This is a genomic window from Moorena producens PAL-8-15-08-1 (genome assembly GCF_001767235.1).
GTDB lineage: Bacteria > Cyanobacteriota > Cyanobacteriia > Cyanobacteriales > Coleofasciculaceae > Moorena > Moorena producens_A.
The window spans coordinates 4143723-4160655 of sequence record NZ_CP017599.1 but is presented as its reverse complement, the minus strand read 5'-3'; the positions used below and the strand labels follow the sequence as shown (position 1 = coordinate 4160655).

Genomic DNA, 16933 nt, shown 5'->3' with positions numbered 1-16933 from the left:
CCTTTGGCTACAGTTTAAGATATTGTTGTTGGCCTATTAGTCAATAAGTCTAGAAGTCAAAGCCAATAAACCATTTTGCCTACCTTCAAAGTGGCTTAATTGAAAAAAGCGCTTTGGCTACCCACGGCTAAAGCTCCTGGTGAAAGCGCTTTGAGGAACATCTAAGAGTGATTAGTCCTTTGTGATCAATGCACAACACGAATACCTGAATAGGGATGAAGGAATTGGTGGACAAATGACTAATTTTAGGACTAATGTAACGACTAATGTAATGGCTAAACAAGTACTTTAACCATTTTTCATAATCTACAGCCTATACCAGCTGAATCAGGGAAAGTGAGGTTAGTATGTAGCAGAAAACTACAGTTAAGCCTACATCATGGATAACTCTCTCATCCCTGTGATTCTTGCTGGTGGCAAAGGTGAACGGTTTTGGCCGTTGAGCCGTAAGCACCGACCCAAGCAGTTTTTATGTTTGGATGGTAGTGGCAAGAGTCTTTTGCAGGCAACGGCTGACCGATTGAGTAAGCTGACGGTCGGGCCAGAACAGTTGTGGGTGATTACTTCTGCTATGTTAGCTGAGGGGGTCACTCAACAACTACCATCATTACCCCAGAAGCATCTATTAGCGGAACCGGAAGGACGGGATACAGCACCAGCAGTGGCTTGGGCAACTCTAGAAATTGCCAAGGCTTACGGAGAAGATGCGGTAGTGGGCTTTTTCCCTGCTGACCACTGGATTGAAGATGAGCAAGGGTTTCAGCAAACTATCAAGGCGGCTGCTCAATTGGCTGCCGCTGAGTCATCGATTGTGACCTTAGGCATCACGCCCCAATACCCTTCCACGGGCTACGGTTACATTGAGCAAGGTGAGAAGACTGGCACGTTTGAGGGATTGCCAGTGTATCAGGTCAGTCGGTTCACCGAAAAGCCAAACCAGGAGACCGCTGAGGAATTTTTGTCTACTGGTCGATTCAGCTGGAACAGTGGGATGTTCATTTTCCGGGCTGGGGTAGTTTTAGATGAATTGCGCACCTATGCACCAGAAATTATTGCCCCTTTAGAAGAAAAAGGTGTGGCGGCTTATGCTGAGCTAGAGAAGAAAAGTATTGACTACGCTTTGATGGAAAAAACACAGCTAGCTTATGTTTTACCAGCTTCCTTTGGTTGGGATGATTTGGGAGATTGGAATGCTTTAGAACGCCTGCATAATGGCGATGCTAAAAATGTGGCAATGGCTAATCATGTGGAACTGGATACTCAAGGAGCAATTGTCTACTCCAGTAGTGACGATGAGGTGATTGTTACTATTGGTTTAGACGATGTGCTGGTGGTACGCGATCGCAATGCTACGTTAATTGCCAAAAAAGACCGTACCCAGGACATAAAACAAGCGATAAAAATTCTCAAAGATAATTCACTTTTACAAGATTTTTTGTGATTAAGCGCTTGTAATAATTCCTTGGTTTAGCCACATTATAATTACGATTAACCTCAGAGTGATTCAGAATATATAGTTCAGAGTTTTATCATTATTTATGAGTCAGTGGTGCTCTTAATTTCCTGACTAATTTATCTAATCTGAACTAGAAAAAACTATAAATTAAAAATATACAAAGTTAGGCGATCATCAATGAAGTGTATAAACAGCGGAACAGGGAACAGGGAACAGGGAACAGGGAACAGGGAACAGGGAACAGGGAACAGGGAACAGGGAACAGGGAACAGGGAACAGGGAACAGGGAACAGGGAACAGGGAACAGGGAACAGGGAACCGAAAAAGTATGGATTTTTAGGAAATAGTTAACAGCTCCTATTAATACCTAACAAACTATAACCAATAATCATATCTTCTTGTAAAGAAGATCAACGTAATCAATAAAATTAAGTATTTAAAAATCATTTTTTTGATGTTTTTTTTTGCGGCATAGTTTAATAAATTTTATGTCTGCTTATTTTAAATTAGGTGTTTTGAAGAGCGGAAGGTATCTGGCTAGATTACTAACGCCTTTTTTATTTAAAAAAGGTTATCCCACTGTCAATCCTTAGCCATACACCTTAGTCATACAGAGTTTTGTTTATTTGTTAATGATTAATAGAAAGGATTCATAGATAGTAAGCAAGAGAAGGCGATGCTCGGTAAGATCCGCTACGGTATGAAGCGTTTCGGCAAAGCCGTTCGCTTTTAGCGTGGCCAAAGGCCTCAGCTTCCGCGCTTATGCGAACGCAAAAACCTTGGAACACAACTAACCCTGAACATAAAGTAATCTTGACAAAAACAGAAATAATGCTTTGATAGTGTGGCAGGCTGGAAAACCTCTACGGCTGTTCAACCCCACCCCAATTTAACCTAAGGTTAAAAAACAATAGTTTTACCATAATTGAGCCAAATTACTGATACTATAGCATCGGCTCAGTAATAAAAATTAACCGATTAACCCGATATGTGGATTGACAAAAAATTGCTCGATTTCCATCCCTCCATCCTGCCATTTCCCTATCTTCCCATCCCTACTCAACCCAGTTTGACGATCACAGCAAGCAGTTAGCTAATATGCATTGAAATTCCCAATCGCGACCCTTATGCAAAAGCAGAGCATCTCCCAGTATCCCCATCTCCCCATCTCCCCATCTCCCCATTTCCCCATCTCCCCATCTCCCCACACTTCCCACCCTCCCCATCTGCCCCTATTCACAATTTCAATGTGTGAGATAGGGGTTATGCGATGAAGCTTTGCTTCCGCTAAAAGCGATGAAGCTTTGCTTCCGCTAAAAGCGAACGCATCTAGTCACTTTTCTCCCTGCAACAGAAAATTGCCAATATGAGGATACTGTGAAGCCATTGCCCACTATAATAAAGTCTTGTTAAAGAGCAACTCCTATAAAAAATGGCAATTTGAGGCTCAATCCTGATTTAGATATGCAAACCGGGAATATTCCTTTGCTAAACCCAATAGCAAGCCATTATCCTGCCATTGGTTGCTAAATTGAGCAAGAGAAGTAGTTCTGCTAAGACTAAAATCAACTGTAAAATCTATGCCAACTTTTCGTTATATATTAGCTGTAGGTGTGGGGACGGCAATTGCCTTGAGCGGCATGGAATCCGGAGCCTCAGAAGATTTACCATCACTTACTAAGCCGACTAATAACTCAGTAGCTTCACCTAACCAAGAATCCTTAACAGAAGCAGCCCCAAACCCAGAGGGAGGGGAGCTAGTGCTAGAAGTCATCAATAACACTACCCCAGCTCCCAAGCAACCAGAGCAGCAGGAGTCTATTTCCTCTGTAGATTCCTCACCTTCAGAAGCAGAATTAGTCCAAGAAATTATTGATCAAACCATCCTGCCTACTGATCAGGCAAACCAAGAGGAGTCGATTCCTGCTGTGACTGAGCTGGCAGCGCCATTCGCCGAAGGCGACGCTTCGCGAACGGAATCCGTAGAGGTTGGTGAGGTAAGGGTGGTTGAATCTGCCACAGAGGAAAACCCTGAGTTAATGTCACAAACCTCTGGAAGCTCACCAACCCCTGGAACCTCAGCGCCAGAGTTTCTTGATCCTGACCCCAATCCGTTATCATTTCCCACCCAAAGCCAGGAAGTGCAGATAGATGTCACACAGCCAATTACCCTGCAACAAACCATAGAACTGGCAAAGCGTAATAATCAGGAATTACAGCAAGCACAACTGACCTTGGAACGTAATCAGTTCGTTCTCCAAGAAGCCTTAACCGCTTGGTATCCCAATTTGACAACAACTGCAGGAATTAACTATTCACAGAGTGCAGCAGGAGAGGCAGGTGCTCAGAATGCTCGTGCACGTGAAGTTGAACAGGCTGCACCACCAGAATTTCGTACTCCAGATCCTGTACCGACAGCAGGTTTTACTGCAGCCCTAAGGCTAGATTATAACCTATACACTGGTGGGCAACGACCAGCACAAGTCCGGCTAGCTGAGGAACAGCTAAACTTGCAGCAGCTAGAGGTAGAACGCCTCTCTGAAGAGATCCGACTTCAGGTCACCCTTGCCTATTACAATTTACAAGAAGCTGATGCTCGTGTTGAGATTTCCCAAGCGGCAGTCACCGAATCCGCTCAGATTCTACGGGATACCGAGTTACTGGAACAAGCTGGCTTAGGAACCCGATTTGAGGTCTTGCAACAGCAGGTTGAGCTAGCCAATGACTCTCAAGGGTTGACCAATGCTCTGAGTGACCAACGTATTGCCCGACGTCAGCTGGCGGAGTTATTAAACTTATCTCAATCCGCAGAAATTACTGCAGCCGATCCCATCGAAATTGCTGGAAGTTGGGATTTATCTCTAGAACAGAGCCTGATCCTCTCTTATAAAAACCGATCTGAGTTAGAACAGCAACTGGTACAACGAAAGATCAACAAGGAACAGCGAACCATTGCTCTGGCTGCAGTCAGGCCCCAGTTGAGTGTATTTGGTCAAATCGACCTAGCTGATAACTTAGATGATGTTGTGGGTTTTGGTGATGGTTACTCCGTAGGGGCAACATTCCAGTGGAATTTTTTCGATGGCGGAGCAGCGGTTGCCAGAGCAAAGCAGGAAGATATTGATGTTGCTTTAGCTGAAAGCAGTTTTGCTAACCAACGGGATCAAATACGCTTTGAAATCGAACAAGCTTATTCTCAATTAAACTCCAATGAAGAGAGTATTGAAACAGCATCCTTTGCCCTAGAAGTAGCAGAAGAGAGTCTCCGGCTAGCTCGATTACGATTTCAGGCAGGGGTTGGTACCCAAACCGACGTAATTAACCAGCAAACCGCCCTTACCCGGGCTAGGATTAACCAACTTACTGCAATTCTAGGCTATAACCGTGCTCTGGCCAACCTGCAACGGGCAGTGAGTAATTTACCAGACAGTAAAGTTACTGATATTCCGTAGTATTCCATCAAAATTGAATTAAGGGGTAGACTAGACTTGTCCCAACTAGGCACTAGGTATTAGACCCTAAGTATTAGATCTTAGGTATTAGGCACTAGGTATTAGACACTAGGTATTAGGCACTAGGTATTAGACCCTAGGTATTAGACGTTAAGGACTAATCTCTAATATCTAATAGAATTAACCTTGCCCTAACTCGCAAAACTAAATTGACAGAATACCTGCTCTGGTTTAGAGTTAATGGTTTATGGCCAACTTAGCCATGAACCATTGACCAGGGATGCTTATTTTTTAACATTCCTTAATAAAATAGAAATACTATCAGAAAATAAGATCAGACTTGGGACAAATCATGGCTAATATCAAATTTGTCAAGGAAGACCAAGAAGTCATTGCTGCCAATGGAGCGAACTTACGAGAGAAAATGCTGCAAAATCGCATAGATCTCTACACGTTTCGGGGCAAGCTGGTGAACTGTGGCGGTTATGGTCAATGTGGTACCTGTATTGTGGAAATTGTGGCAGGCATAGAAAATCTATCCCCTAGAACTGAGGTAGAAAATCGGAAACTAAAGAAAAAGCCAGATACTTACCGATTAGCCTGTCAAGTCTTGGTGAATGGACCGGTGAGTGTTAAAACTAAACCAACCCTGAAGAGCAAATCCCCATCTGGTGCCATCTAACAACCATAGCAAGAGATTTTAAGGGCTAGCTGGCGAGGGATTGTAACCTGAATTCCCCCTCCTTGTATAGATGCTTACATAGGGTTTATAGCATTTATCAATCGTCCTGGGTTTGTTTCCGTAGCGTGCTCCAAAGTCTAGGGAGTAGGGAGTAGGGAGTAGGGAATAAAGCTAAGACAATGGAATGTATCTCACCAGGATTTTCAACCCGCTTATCTACCATGAGCCGGATTTCCTCTTGCCAGGCTTATATTTCAATCTTCTATTTCGATTCGCCGAAGGCGACGCTTCGCGAACAGCCATGTTAATGGTATCCTATAGGGCGTGGGTTAAAAACGATTTAGAGGAACTAATAATCATGCAAGTTAACGATCTAGGGTTTGTTGCCAGCATTTTGTTTGTGCTGGTGCCTGCGGTTTTCCTGCTAATTCTTTATATCCAAACCGCGAGCCGTGAAGGCTCAGGAAACTAGTTAGCTTCATCCGCCAGAAGCCCCACTTCCGAATCGTTCGAGCCGCACGGCGACCTAGGAGCAAGATCGGCGTGGGATGAATGGCGGAGGCGGAACTTTGATACTTTGCTATCGTCTATAATCGTCTATAATGGAAGTAGTAGGGAAATAAATTAAGAGCTAACCGCCACCTACTAATTAAAAAAAAAGAACCTTTTGTATTGTAAGGCGTGCGGAGGGGCATCCCGTGTCGTTAATAAAGCTTGCCGAACGCGCCCCGCGTGGCCTACGGCCTTGTATCCTAACCGTTGGGTGGAGTTGGCAAGAAGCCTACACTGAAATCCTTCGCGTAGCGTCTGGCACTGCCAGTAACAGTCAGTGTAGGAGTATGTCACCTAAAGGTCAGCGTGGGATTCTTACCAGGATGAAAGTCCAAGGGGGGTTTTGTCTAACGTTGTCTAACGTTGTCTAATTAATTTCAATTAAATAACGGTGAAGTTGACTTATCACGCCACTAAAGTAGGCGGGATAAGTCAGCTATTGTTACTCGATTTATGACTCTCCCTCCCACCACTAAAGTATGTGAAATCTCAAGTAGGTGGAAGTTTAAATAATTAGTCATTAACCCTTTGTCATTAAGCCTTGATCATGAACCCTTTTTAAGCAAGTTGTAACCAAAAAGAGGTTTACTAGCAATACTAATGACTAATGACTAATGACTAATGGCTAATGGCTAATGGCTAATAACTGACTGCTTCTTACTGCTTCAAGTAGTTGTGCGTGATAACAACACTGGGCAATTGGCTTTGACTCTGACGTAGTCTGATAAAGAATTCCCCAGTAATCGATCTAAATCTACTAAACTCTTGGCGATAGAAGGGCGACGGTCAGGAGAACCTAGAATCAGCAAGTCGATGTTCTTGTCCTCTGCTAACTCGCAGATTCCTGGTCCGGCCTTACCGCCACTTAGAACACAACGGTAAGAAACACCTAGCCTTTTGGCTTTTGCTGCTGCGTCTGCCAGAACTGGGTCTGCTTCTGCATTGGTCATCAGTTGGTCAGGTTTGGCTTCGGGGATGACACGAGCTAGATATAGTTGAGCATTCTTCATATCTCGCACTAGGGATAGAGCCAACTCGAAGGAATTTTGAGCAGCATCAGATTTATCCATTGCGACCATAACCCGTCTGATTTGTTTGACGTAGACATCGTCTTTGACCAACAACATTGGGCGGGAGGACAATTGGAACACATATTGGCTAACGGAGTTTTCCAAAATTGCTTCTAGGCGAGTTAGTCCTCTCGAACCCATAATAATCAGGTCGGTTTCTTCTTCGTCTGCCACTTGGGTAACGATATTTTTAGGGTCTCCTTGTTTCAGTCTGGGAGTGATTTTGCTGGGGTCAACCTTTAACGACTTGACCGCATCTGCTAAAATTTTACCCCCCTCTTCTAACTTAGCTGACATGGCTTCAGCTGTGACTTGAGGAGGCACTACATGTAGGACTGTGACCGATGCCTGTTGTATGGCAGGAATTTCGGCCAACATGTTGAACATTTCTTCACACAGTCCCCGACCAGCTACAGATATTAAAATTTTTCTTATCATGGAGTTACTAAATTATGATTGGTTACTGACCATTGAGTTGCAAAATTGAGTTGTAAAATGGACTTGCAAAATTGACTTGCAAAATCTAACAATTAACCATTAAAAATATTTGGTAAATTGTCTGGCACTTACTTCAAACTCAACTCAATGGTATTAAGCTGTGATACATCTAATTGGCACAGCCCGAATCATGATTTTCTGTTAATTGTTAACCACCAAAAGTTAACAAACAGAAATCAGTTTTAGATATGCCAGTTCAATACCCAGCAACCCGTGACTTCAGATAGTTGTCCGGTAGGAATTGAGGGTTAGACTTTCCCTGGTATATACTGACCAGGATACTGATAATTAGGCTAAAAAATTTTGAAAATTTATTAACGGCGCTCACAAGACAGCACTACTTGATGAGTCAGGACTCTCACGCCTAGCTTCAGTATTAGCTTCAGATCTATTAAGCTAGGTAAGTAGCTTCGAGACCCGAAAGTCGTCACAGGTCTTAGGGCACCAGGGTGTATAGCGCGTTGTCTTCGTGATACGTAACCCACCGGAACCATGGTGAAAATCAGCGATAAGCCGTCCGAAGCCCGGTGGGGAGGAGTAAACCTAGTCTTCGTCTTCTTCTTCCTTTGTTGGATAAACAAAGCTAGAACGCCCACTCAGCACTGCTTTACCGAGAGAGAGGGCTTTTTGTGCCTCCAGATGCGCTTTGCGCTTCCAGTTAGCTTTACGTTTATCCCGTTTGGATTTTGAGGTTTTCTTCTTAGGAACAGCCATAAGTGTAAATTATTTAAATTGTTATACAGCTTTTCTATCTTATCAGAGTGGGAGAGTTTGAGAGGGAAAAGAATACCCCGTCCTCTTAGGTCTTGAAGTTACCGTAGCGATGCAGCGCAGACCTGGGGGGGGGTTCCCCCACTCGCGCTTTGCATCAAGAGAAGAATAGGGTCGCCTTAATAATAAAGTTTTAACCCCTTTTCTCATAGCCAACCAACCATAAAGGCCACCCTATTCTAAGGTCTCGTCTGAGAGGATGAATTTTTCTTCTCAAATAGTGTTAATATAAAAAGTAAGGGTCTCAAAAACTGGGTATTGACCCTACTCAGCTACCTCCGGTGCAGGGGAAAGTTACGCCCATGGAGATAACAGCCAATTAGGTTGTGCCTGGGAATCCCCATTCCTCTTAGGATGGGGAAGTTCAATTCATTGTCTTGTATCTCGGTCTTCTATCTGGTTGTTGGCTGGCGGTGGCTCAGGATCCTGGTTGTTGGCTGGCGGTGGCTGAGGACTTGGGGAAGCTGGTTCCAGTGACTGTGGCTGACTTTGAGGGGAAAAATCAGGTTCCTCAACTCGCAGTAGAAACTGGGTATTGGGAAAGTAAGTTGCCCAATACTTGGCATCCGGTCGTCTTTGCCAGGATGGACGGCTGACTTCTAACAACAAGACAGGGGCAATTTCTCCTTGATTTTGCCCTAGAATACTAATGGCTACCTTTGTAGTCAATATATCACTATCGAAGCTCCGTTGAGCTGCTGCTCTAGCAACTACTTCAGCACGGCGCATAAAGCCTTGGTAAGTTTCCTCAGGCTCACGATTCAGGGTAACATTAATACGGGCTGTCTTGGCTTCGGCGCTTTGGGGAACAATGGCAACTGTGGTCAACCAACTAACCCCTACTAAGCCGGGTAACACCAATAGCCGGATTACTTTGGACAACATAGTATTTTATCCTCTGATTAGGCTGAAAAAAGGTCAATTCTTATCATGAAGGAAAATCTTTACATCCACTAGATTGACTGAAACTACTTCAAGAGCCTTTAGAGGTGGACTAGGTTCGATAGTGTTATAATTAATGAATTAATAAAGTTAAGCCGTTAGGTTAAGCTAAACAGGGTTAAATTAGAATTTGCCTGTAAGGGGAAGCTACAGCAATAGTAATAAATTTAGGCACACCTAAAATTAGGTATAAAATTTACGAGTTTCAGCCGCTAGGGTATGGGGTAAATGGCAAATTACGCTGGTATAGCAATTGGCATCAACCACTATCAGTTCTTACAACCTCTAAACTATGGTCAAGCAGATGCTCAAAGACTACAAGGTTTTTTTGTAGACCAAGCTCATCTGCAACCCAGTGAGTTTCTTTTATTAACTGATACTTCACCACCGATTGATGATTTTTTAACCTACCCTAACCGAGAAAATATTTTAAGATGTCTCGACAGGATTCGCCAGAGTCCAGCTTCCCCAGAAAGTTGGCGTTGGTTCTTGTTCAGTGGCTGCGGGGTCAGTTGGGATAAAGTTGACTACCTCATGCCCATTGATGGCAACTCAGATGACATTCCAGGAACAGGTATACCAATAGAATGCCTGTTTTCCTCTATCAAAACTATGGGGAGCAATAAAATCCTGGTATTGTTAGACATAAACCGATCACCGGGAATGCCATCTGGTGAACCGGTTGGTGCTGAAACAGTGGAATTAGCCTACCAAATGGGTATTTCCCTGATACTTTCTAGTCAACTCAACCAGTTTTCTCACGAAGCTTCGGCTCTAGGGAATGGCTTATTCACCTCAGCACTTCTAGAAGCACTGCGTTACTATCATACTGACATTACCCTTGAGAATCTTGAAGAGTATCTCAGGGAGCGCCTACCGGAGTTGAGCCAACACCATTGGCGACCAGTTCAGATTCCTCTGACGGTGATGCCTTTACAGGAGTATCGACAACAACAAATTTGGCCTGAAGGGGCAAGCTCACCACCAGAAAATCAATGGGCTGACCCGATCACTGACTCAGAAGCTACCAAGGTAGTTCTTTCCGAAGATGGGAATAATCTTGAGGTGCGACCCAAGGCCGGGTTCCCCGGCCTTGGAGGCGCGCACCTTGAGAGTGAATTTACGAAAAAACCTTTATCGGTGGTAAAGCAAAACCCGAATAGCTCTTTACCCACTAACACTGACAGCTCAAACCAAACGTTATCTGACTCAGTAGCTTTAGTTTCTTATTCAAACAGCCAGCCTCAAACTGATATAGAAGAGTTATCGTCATGGCGAGAATGGTTGTTTTGGGGTAGTGGTATAGCTTTGTTGTTAGGACTAGTGAGCTTAACTGTTGTCCGTAACCAGGAAGGCTTGATTAGCCAGCAGGTGATTAAAGAAACAGAGACTACCAGATTAACTACCAAATTACCAGAGACTACTAAGGTCAGGAATTCCCCAGTAACATTGCCTACAGCGTCAAAATCCCAGGGAACTCCAGCTCCCTTGCCAAATTCCAAGAGTAAACCCCTGGAAACTAAACCACAGAAATCCCTGGAACCGAGTCTGATCAAGGCGAATCAAGCAGCTTTGGACCAGGCAAGACAATTAGTTGAACCCAAACAGGCATCTGTGTATAGCGATGCGATCGCAATTGCCCGTCAGGTAAAACCTGGGGATCCTCTTTATGAGCAGACACAAAAATATATCACTCGTTGGAGTCAGTCAATTTTGGCTCTAGCCACGAAACGGGCAAAAAAAAGTGATTTTGAAGGAGCGATCGCAGCTGCCCAGCTAGTTCCTGAAGATAACCCTTCTGTTTATGCTTTGGCTAACGATGCCATTAAACAGTGGCAGATTCTCGCCCAACAGAAGTCTCAGAATCAACAGACTATCCAAACAGCCATCAAACAAGTCCAACGTAATCAAGCGTCTAGTTATAATCGTGCGATCGCAACCCTGCGTAAGATTCCACCGGGTCAACCGAAGTATGCCACAGCACAAGCGTTAATTGCTCAAGCTAGCGATAAGATTTATGGGATTGCTAAGTCCCGTGCCTCGCGAGGCAAGTTTCTCTCCGCAATTAACACAGCAAAATTAGTCCCAAAAGATACCCCTTACTATGGGGCTGCCCAAGAAGCGATTGCTAGATGGGAGCAAGGTAGACCTTGATAGCCATTTGGGTTGAAGGTTACAGGTTGAAGGTTACAGGTTGAAGGTTACAGGTTGAAGGTTACAGGTTGAAGGTTACAGGTTGAAGGTTACAGGTTGAAGGTTACAGGTTGAAGGTTACAGGTTGAAGGTTACAGGTTGCCAATTATACATCGGGCTTTCAGTTCTTAAGCCTCTAATCTTCAACCTACCCTACACCGGACCCCTAGGGAGAACAACCATCTAACCTTCAACCAACTAACCTTCAACCAACTAACCTTCAACCAACTAACCTTCAACCATCTAACCTTCAACCATCTAACCTTCAACCAACTAACCTTCAACCATCTAACCTTCAACCATCTAACCTTCAACCATCTAACCTTCAACCATCTAACCTTCAACCATCTAACCTTCAACCTTCAACCTTCAACCTTCAACCTTGGCCTATTGGCCACGCGTGCGCGTTCAACCTTCAACCAACGAACCTTATAACTGTCAAAGGTTACTCTATGGTATAATCTCAAATAACTAAGCCAGAGCGGAGGGCACGGACAGCTGCTTGGGTACGGTCATCCGCACAGAGTTTATTCAAGATATTTCGGACATGAGTTTTGACAGTTCCCACAGTGATATATAACCTTTCTGCAATCACAGCATTGCTGCAACCTTCTACAATCAACTGCAAAACCTCTAATTCCCTTTCCGTTAAAGGATAAGCTTCAATCATTTGATTGTATTCATTGGGAGCAGCATGGATAGCGATCGTTTCACTAGCGTCAGCAGGCTGAGTATGTTTACTTGGTTTGATCTGCTCAAGTACAATCCTGGCAATGGCTGGATCAATCCAAGCATTACCTTCATAGGTCACTTTCAGAGCTTCTACCAATTGATCAAAAGTTATATTTTTCATGCAGTAAGAGTCAGCTCCAGCAGCGAAAGCTGCTAGTACAGCTTCTTGATCATCCTGCAAGGTCAGGACCATAATCTTGGTGGGGAAATCATCCTGTTTAGAATCATCCTGTTTAGCTTGAAACTCTTTGAATTTTCTAGTTAATTCAGTTCCATCCATGTCAGGAAGACCAATATCGACAATTCCGATATCTGGTCTAGATTCCGCGAGTAACTTTAGTCCTTCAGTAGCATTGGCTGCTTCGCCCACCAATTCAATTTCACCGTTTTGTTGGAGGGCTGTTCGCAGACCCATCCGAGTCAGATCATGGTCTTCAATGAGAGCCACACGAATTTTACCCATCATTAACGTCTAGGGGGGTGAGATTTATAGTTTATTGATTTTTAGAGTAACTTTGTAAAGTTTTGGTAAAAATCCTCATTATCTCCACCTATTGGTAGTTGTAGATATTTATGAGTTTGGGATAGAGTTTCCAAAAGAGCATCTCTTGGCAACGATCACTTAAAGTTAGCTGGAATGAAAGCATTTGTCAAAAACTATTACGGTATCAGATATAAAGTTCTTGAGAAGTTACAGGAGGTGCGACCCGTGGCGAATTTAATTCGCCAAGTAAGAGCGCACCTATGGGTAGTTACTTATTATAATCTTTACACTTTATGAGTATAAGGGGTTAGTGGTGCCAAAACGACTTGTCATAGGGGTTGGCACGATTTCCTATTCCAACGGTCAGAGGAAATTCTCAACAGGTCCGCGCCCGTTCGCGCCCCGGGTCAGCTTTGCCGAAAGGCGCACCGACCCGGGAATTTGATTCTTAATGCAGAAGCGGTGCGACAAGGCGCGAGGTTTCCAACTCCTACGGAGACGCTGCGCGAACGCCAAGGGAAAGCGCACCTATCACGTAGCGTAGCCATTTGCTTAGCTTCGGCCCACAGGCGGATCAAATGCGCTTATTAAGTAACGCGCGGTAGCCTCACCAGCAGAAAATGACTAATTCCCATAAATCCTACTCTTTATGGTCATCTGCAGAGCATCCTACCAACCGTGATCCAACAGCAGGATAGAATAGGGGGTAAAACCCCATAAAAAATCTATCTCAGGGAGTTTGTTTCTCAGGAAATACCATTGGAAAATTAGCATTGATTCATTGCAATCGGATTGGTTCATCCCCTAGGTCAGTGAAATTACTAATCAAGGGAGTTTTTAGACAAGTATACTCATGGGTAGTCGATTATCATCGACTAGTCAGATGTTCTGGTGATACTAAACAACCTTGGGATTTCCTCTACCTAGTCAGATCAGTATTTTTACTGAAGCCCTCTGACTAGTACGGAGGTAAGGTAGAAGCCTACAATTTAAAGCGACGTGGAGACATTGTCAAGTCCTAATGGTTGACTAAATTTGGGGAATACCTAAACTGAATCAATATAGTCGGCTAAATATAATTAATTAGCATCTTCAGGTGTCGGTTGTCAGTCAAGAACTGTTACTACCAACTATCCACTAATCATTAGCCAATAATCAATGACAACAGCTCAACCGCTAAATCATGGACGAGATTATCAGACTACTTATCGTAGAGGATGATCAAGTTAACTGCAAAGCCATCATTAAAGCTCTTAACAGAGGGGGTATACCCGTAAAAATAGCTGTTGCAGTTGACAGCAAAAGCGCCTTGTCGATCATCGCATCACGCTGCGCCAACTCTACCCTTACCCAACCGAGTTTGGACTGCATTCTATTGGACTATAACTTACCGGATGGCGACGGATTGACTCTGGTTCAACAAATCCGTGATGCTGGCATTGAAGTGCCTGTGATTGTTTTGAGTAACCAGGGGAACGAGCAAATTAACGAGCAAATTGCGGTTGAGCTGATCAAATCTGGAGCATCGGACTATCTGACCAAAAGCCAAATCTCACCCGAAAAGCTTTTACGTAGTATCTCTAATGCGGTTCGCCTCTACCGCGCAGAACGGGAAGCGCTCATAGCTCATCAGCGGCTCAAAGAAAGCGAAGAACGCTACCGCTTGGTGCTAGAAGGTTCCAATGACGGGATCTGGGACTGGAACCTGATCACTAAACAACTGTATTGTAATGACCGCTTCTATGAAATTACTGGCTTGTCGGCTGAACAGATAGGTAAGTACCACCATAACTTTTCTCCTGATCTGTTATTTAAGTTACTAAATTCCTCAGATCTACTCAAAGTTACTAAGGCGGTAGCTAGTTACCAACAAGATTATCTTGAACTGGATGTAGAATTTCACCTACCCTTTGCTTTTGGAGAAGATCGCTACTGTACTGCTCGTGGCAAAGCCCAGTTGAATGATCAAGGAGTACCATTCCGGATGTCTGGTGTAATTACTGATATTACTCAGCAGAAGCGAGCAGAACAATCCCAGCGATTTCTGGCGGAGGCTTCTGCTGTACTTTCAGCTTCCCTCGATTACCAGACTACATTGGACAATCTAGTGCAGCTGGTAATCCCTCGCTTTGCTGATTGGTGTGCCATTGATGTAGTATCGCCAATTGATAGCTATGATACTCCCGAGTCTTACCAGCGTCTTGCGGTTGCCCATGTTAACCCAGAGCAAGAGGAGTTGATTTGGAAACTGCACCGTTGCTACCCTCCCCAGGGGGATGAAGAGTATGGCAATGGCAAGGTTTTACGTACAGGTTGTACGGATACCTATTTTGAGGTTTCTGATCAATTCCTAAGTGCTGCTGCTGAGGATCCTGACCATCTCAGGATGTTACAGGCATTGAAAATTAAGTCTTACATTTGTGTACCTTTACGAATGGGTTCACAAATCTTGGGCTCAATTTGGTTTGTCAGGAGTGACTCAGGTCGCCGCTACAATGAGCTCGATGTCAAGTTGGCTGAGGATTTAGCTAGTCGCGCTGCCCTAGCCACTGAAAATTCGCGGTTATACCGAGAGGCAAACCAGGCGAGTGATGATCTCAGGCAGGTAATTAGAATTCTCAATGAACAGCAAAACCAATTGAGAACCCTACACCAGTTGACTAATCTCCTCAATCAACGGCTGACTAACCTTCCAAATCTATTGCAAGAGATCGTATCGGAGGTAGTTAAAGCGATTGCTGGGGTTGAATTTTGTTTCATCATTCTCAATAATTCCGTCGGTAACCCTGAGGTTTTAAGGGTTACCGACGGAATGGATACACAAAATTTCCTCTGGGAAGACATCTTGCCCCTTGAAGAAGGGTTACTCTCTCAAGTCTTTTTAACTGGAAAATCTCAGTTAATTCAGCGCAAGGGTTGGGATTACCGGCATCCGGAAGAGGAAGTACCTACAGCTATTTACGCTGTGGCGATTGAGTCTGTGCAAGCAGGACGCTTGGGAGTACTAGCTATTGGCAATTGGGAAGACCCAGAGGCATTAGACCAATCAGGTCGGAATCTGCTAGGAGCAGTGGGTGAACAAGCTGCGATCGCAATTGATAATGCTCGCATGATTAATGAACAAGCCGCGATCGCAATTGATAATGCTCGTATGATTGAAGCCTTAGAGGAGCAAGAAGCACGTTTAGAGTTTCAGAACACTATGCTGGCTCGCCAAAATCGGGAACTCGAAAGGAGAGATGCATCCCTCAAGCTACAGAACCTGCAATTGTTGGAAGCAGCACGATTGAAATCCCAGTTTGTTTCTACGATATCCCATGAGTTACGAACTCCCATGAATGCCATTATTGGCTTTTCTCAGCTGCTATTGCGTCAGCGTCAGGGATCCTTGACCCACCAACAAGCAGATATAATCGAGCGCATTGTGAATAATGCTCAACATCTACTGACTCTAATCAAGGATATGATTGACCTGTCCAAAATTGAGGCAGTTTGTCTGGAGTTAACCTTGGAAAGTTTGCATTTGGACAGGTTGATAAAAGAAACTATTAATGAATTCCGTTGCCTAGCCGATCAGAAGGATTTAGGGTTATATATCCAAACCAATTTACAAAATCCCATCGTAATCAATGATAGCCTCCGCCTGCGGCAGATTTTGGCCAATCTGGTTTCCAATGCCATTAAGTTTACCGAAATTGGCAGGATAGAGGTGGTAGTCAAGGAAATTTCCACCGACTGGCTGATTCTCACTGTTAGGGATACAGGAATTGGAATTGCCCAGGATAACTTAGAGCATATTTTTGAGGAGTTCCAACAAATTGATCAAACCACAACTCGCAAATACTCGGGTACCGGCTTAGGACTGGCAATTACAGAATCTTTAGTCAAGTTGATGCAAGGAACGATTACGGTAGAGAGTAAGGTGGGTAAGGGGTCTACCTTCCAGGTCAAGTTTCCTCGACGAGTACAAGCTTCTACTCCCGATTGTCTTGATTGCGATCTACCAAAATCTAAAACCCTAGCTTGTTCGTTTTTGCCCCAGACTCTTAAAGGATTTCGTGCTGGAAGGGTAATTTATTAGCTTACAGCTTACAGGTTGCA

Annotated in this window: 13 protein-coding genes; 7 read left to right on the top strand and 6 right to left on the bottom strand. The window is 44.1% G+C overall.

Annotation, left to right across the window (positions count from 1 at the left end; all coding sequences use genetic code 11):
• Nucleotides 1-379: 379 nt before the first annotated feature.
• A complete protein-coding gene (locus tag BJP34_RS15400) occupies nucleotides 380-1441 on the top strand; it encodes a mannose-1-phosphate guanylyltransferase (protein WP_193431328.1) in 1062 nt (353 codons plus the stop codon).
• A gap of 192 nt (nucleotides 1442-1633) precedes the next feature.
• Nucleotides 1634-1807: a hypothetical protein gene (locus tag BJP34_RS45615; RefSeq protein WP_168166512.1), complete on the top strand. Its 174-nt coding sequence runs from the start codon at nucleotides 1634-1636 to the stop codon at nucleotides 1805-1807.
• Nucleotides 1808-2532: 725 nt separating this feature from the next.
• Here BJP34_RS45615 and BJP34_RS43425 read toward each other — a convergent pair.
• Nucleotides 2533-2682 (bottom strand): hypothetical protein, encoded by a 150-nt coding sequence (locus BJP34_RS43425; RefSeq protein WP_158517240.1) that lies wholly within the window; start codon nucleotides 2680-2682, stop codon nucleotides 2533-2535.
• 354 nt (nucleotides 2683-3036) lie between these two features.
• Between BJP34_RS43425 and BJP34_RS15395 the strand changes: the two genes are divergently transcribed.
• Both BJP34_RS15395 and BJP34_RS15390 read left to right on the top strand, forming a co-directional pair.
• A complete protein-coding gene (locus BJP34_RS15395; protein WP_070393097.1) occupies nucleotides 3037-4908 on the top strand; it encodes a TolC family protein in 1872 nt (623 codons plus the stop codon).
• Nucleotides 4909-5260: 352 nt separating this feature from the next.
• Nucleotides 5261-5590, top strand: coding sequence for a 2Fe-2S iron-sulfur cluster-binding protein (locus BJP34_RS15390; RefSeq protein WP_070393096.1), 330 nt, complete (start codon nucleotides 5261-5263; stop codon nucleotides 5588-5590).
• Nucleotides 5591-5687: 97 nt separating this feature from the next.
• Here BJP34_RS15390 and BJP34_RS48925 read toward each other — a convergent pair whose 3' ends face one another.
• Complete coding sequence (locus tag BJP34_RS48925) at nucleotides 5688-5813, bottom strand: hypothetical protein (RefSeq protein WP_267876578.1); 126 nt, start codon at nucleotides 5811-5813, stop codon at nucleotides 5688-5690.
• A gap of 135 nt (nucleotides 5814-5948) precedes the next feature.
• On the opposite strand from BJP34_RS48925, the gene psbM reads away from it, so the two are divergent.
• The gene (psbM, locus tag BJP34_RS15385; protein ID WP_044495836.1) at nucleotides 5949-6062 is read left to right on the top strand and encodes a photosystem II reaction center protein PsbM; all 114 of its coding nucleotides are present in this window, start codon (nucleotides 5949-5951) and stop codon (nucleotides 6060-6062) included.
• Nucleotides 6063-6807: 745 nt separating this feature from the next.
• Here the strand turns inward: psbM and BJP34_RS15380 are convergent.
• The 3 genes from BJP34_RS15380 to BJP34_RS15370 form a co-directional block, all read right to left on the bottom strand.
• Nucleotides 6808-7650 (bottom strand): universal stress protein, encoded by an 843-nt coding sequence (locus tag BJP34_RS15380; RefSeq protein ID WP_070393095.1) that lies wholly within the window; start codon nucleotides 7648-7650, stop codon nucleotides 6808-6810.
• Nucleotides 7651-8253: 603 nt separating this feature from the next.
• Nucleotides 8254-8424, bottom strand: coding sequence for a 50S ribosomal protein L32 (gene rpmF / locus BJP34_RS15375; RefSeq protein ID WP_070393094.1), 171 nt, complete (start codon nucleotides 8422-8424; stop codon nucleotides 8254-8256).
• A gap of 426 nt (nucleotides 8425-8850) precedes the next feature.
• Nucleotides 8851-9366 (bottom strand): hypothetical protein, encoded by a 516-nt coding sequence (locus tag BJP34_RS15370; RefSeq protein ID WP_070393093.1) that lies wholly within the window; start codon nucleotides 9364-9366, stop codon nucleotides 8851-8853.
• Nucleotides 9367-9651: 285 nt separating this feature from the next.
• Between BJP34_RS15370 and BJP34_RS15365 the strand changes: the two genes are divergently transcribed.
• Nucleotides 9652-11577 (top strand): caspase family protein, encoded by a 1926-nt coding sequence (locus tag BJP34_RS15365; RefSeq protein ID WP_070393092.1) that lies wholly within the window; start codon nucleotides 9652-9654, stop codon nucleotides 11575-11577.
• Nucleotides 11578-12079: 502 nt separating this feature from the next.
• On the opposite strand, the gene BJP34_RS15360 is transcribed toward BJP34_RS15365, so the two are convergent.
• Entirely contained in the window at nucleotides 12080-12811 is a 732-nt protein-coding gene (locus BJP34_RS15360; RefSeq protein WP_070393091.1) for a response regulator transcription factor, read from the bottom strand.
• A 1204-nt stretch (nucleotides 12812-14015) separates the two neighbouring features.
• Between BJP34_RS15360 and BJP34_RS15355 the strand changes: the two genes are divergently transcribed.
• Nucleotides 14016-16913, top strand: a complete 2898-nt coding sequence (locus BJP34_RS15355; protein ID WP_070393090.1) for an ATP-binding protein — start codon at nucleotides 14016-14018, stop codon at nucleotides 16911-16913.
• Nucleotides 16914-16933 lie beyond the last annotated feature (20 nt).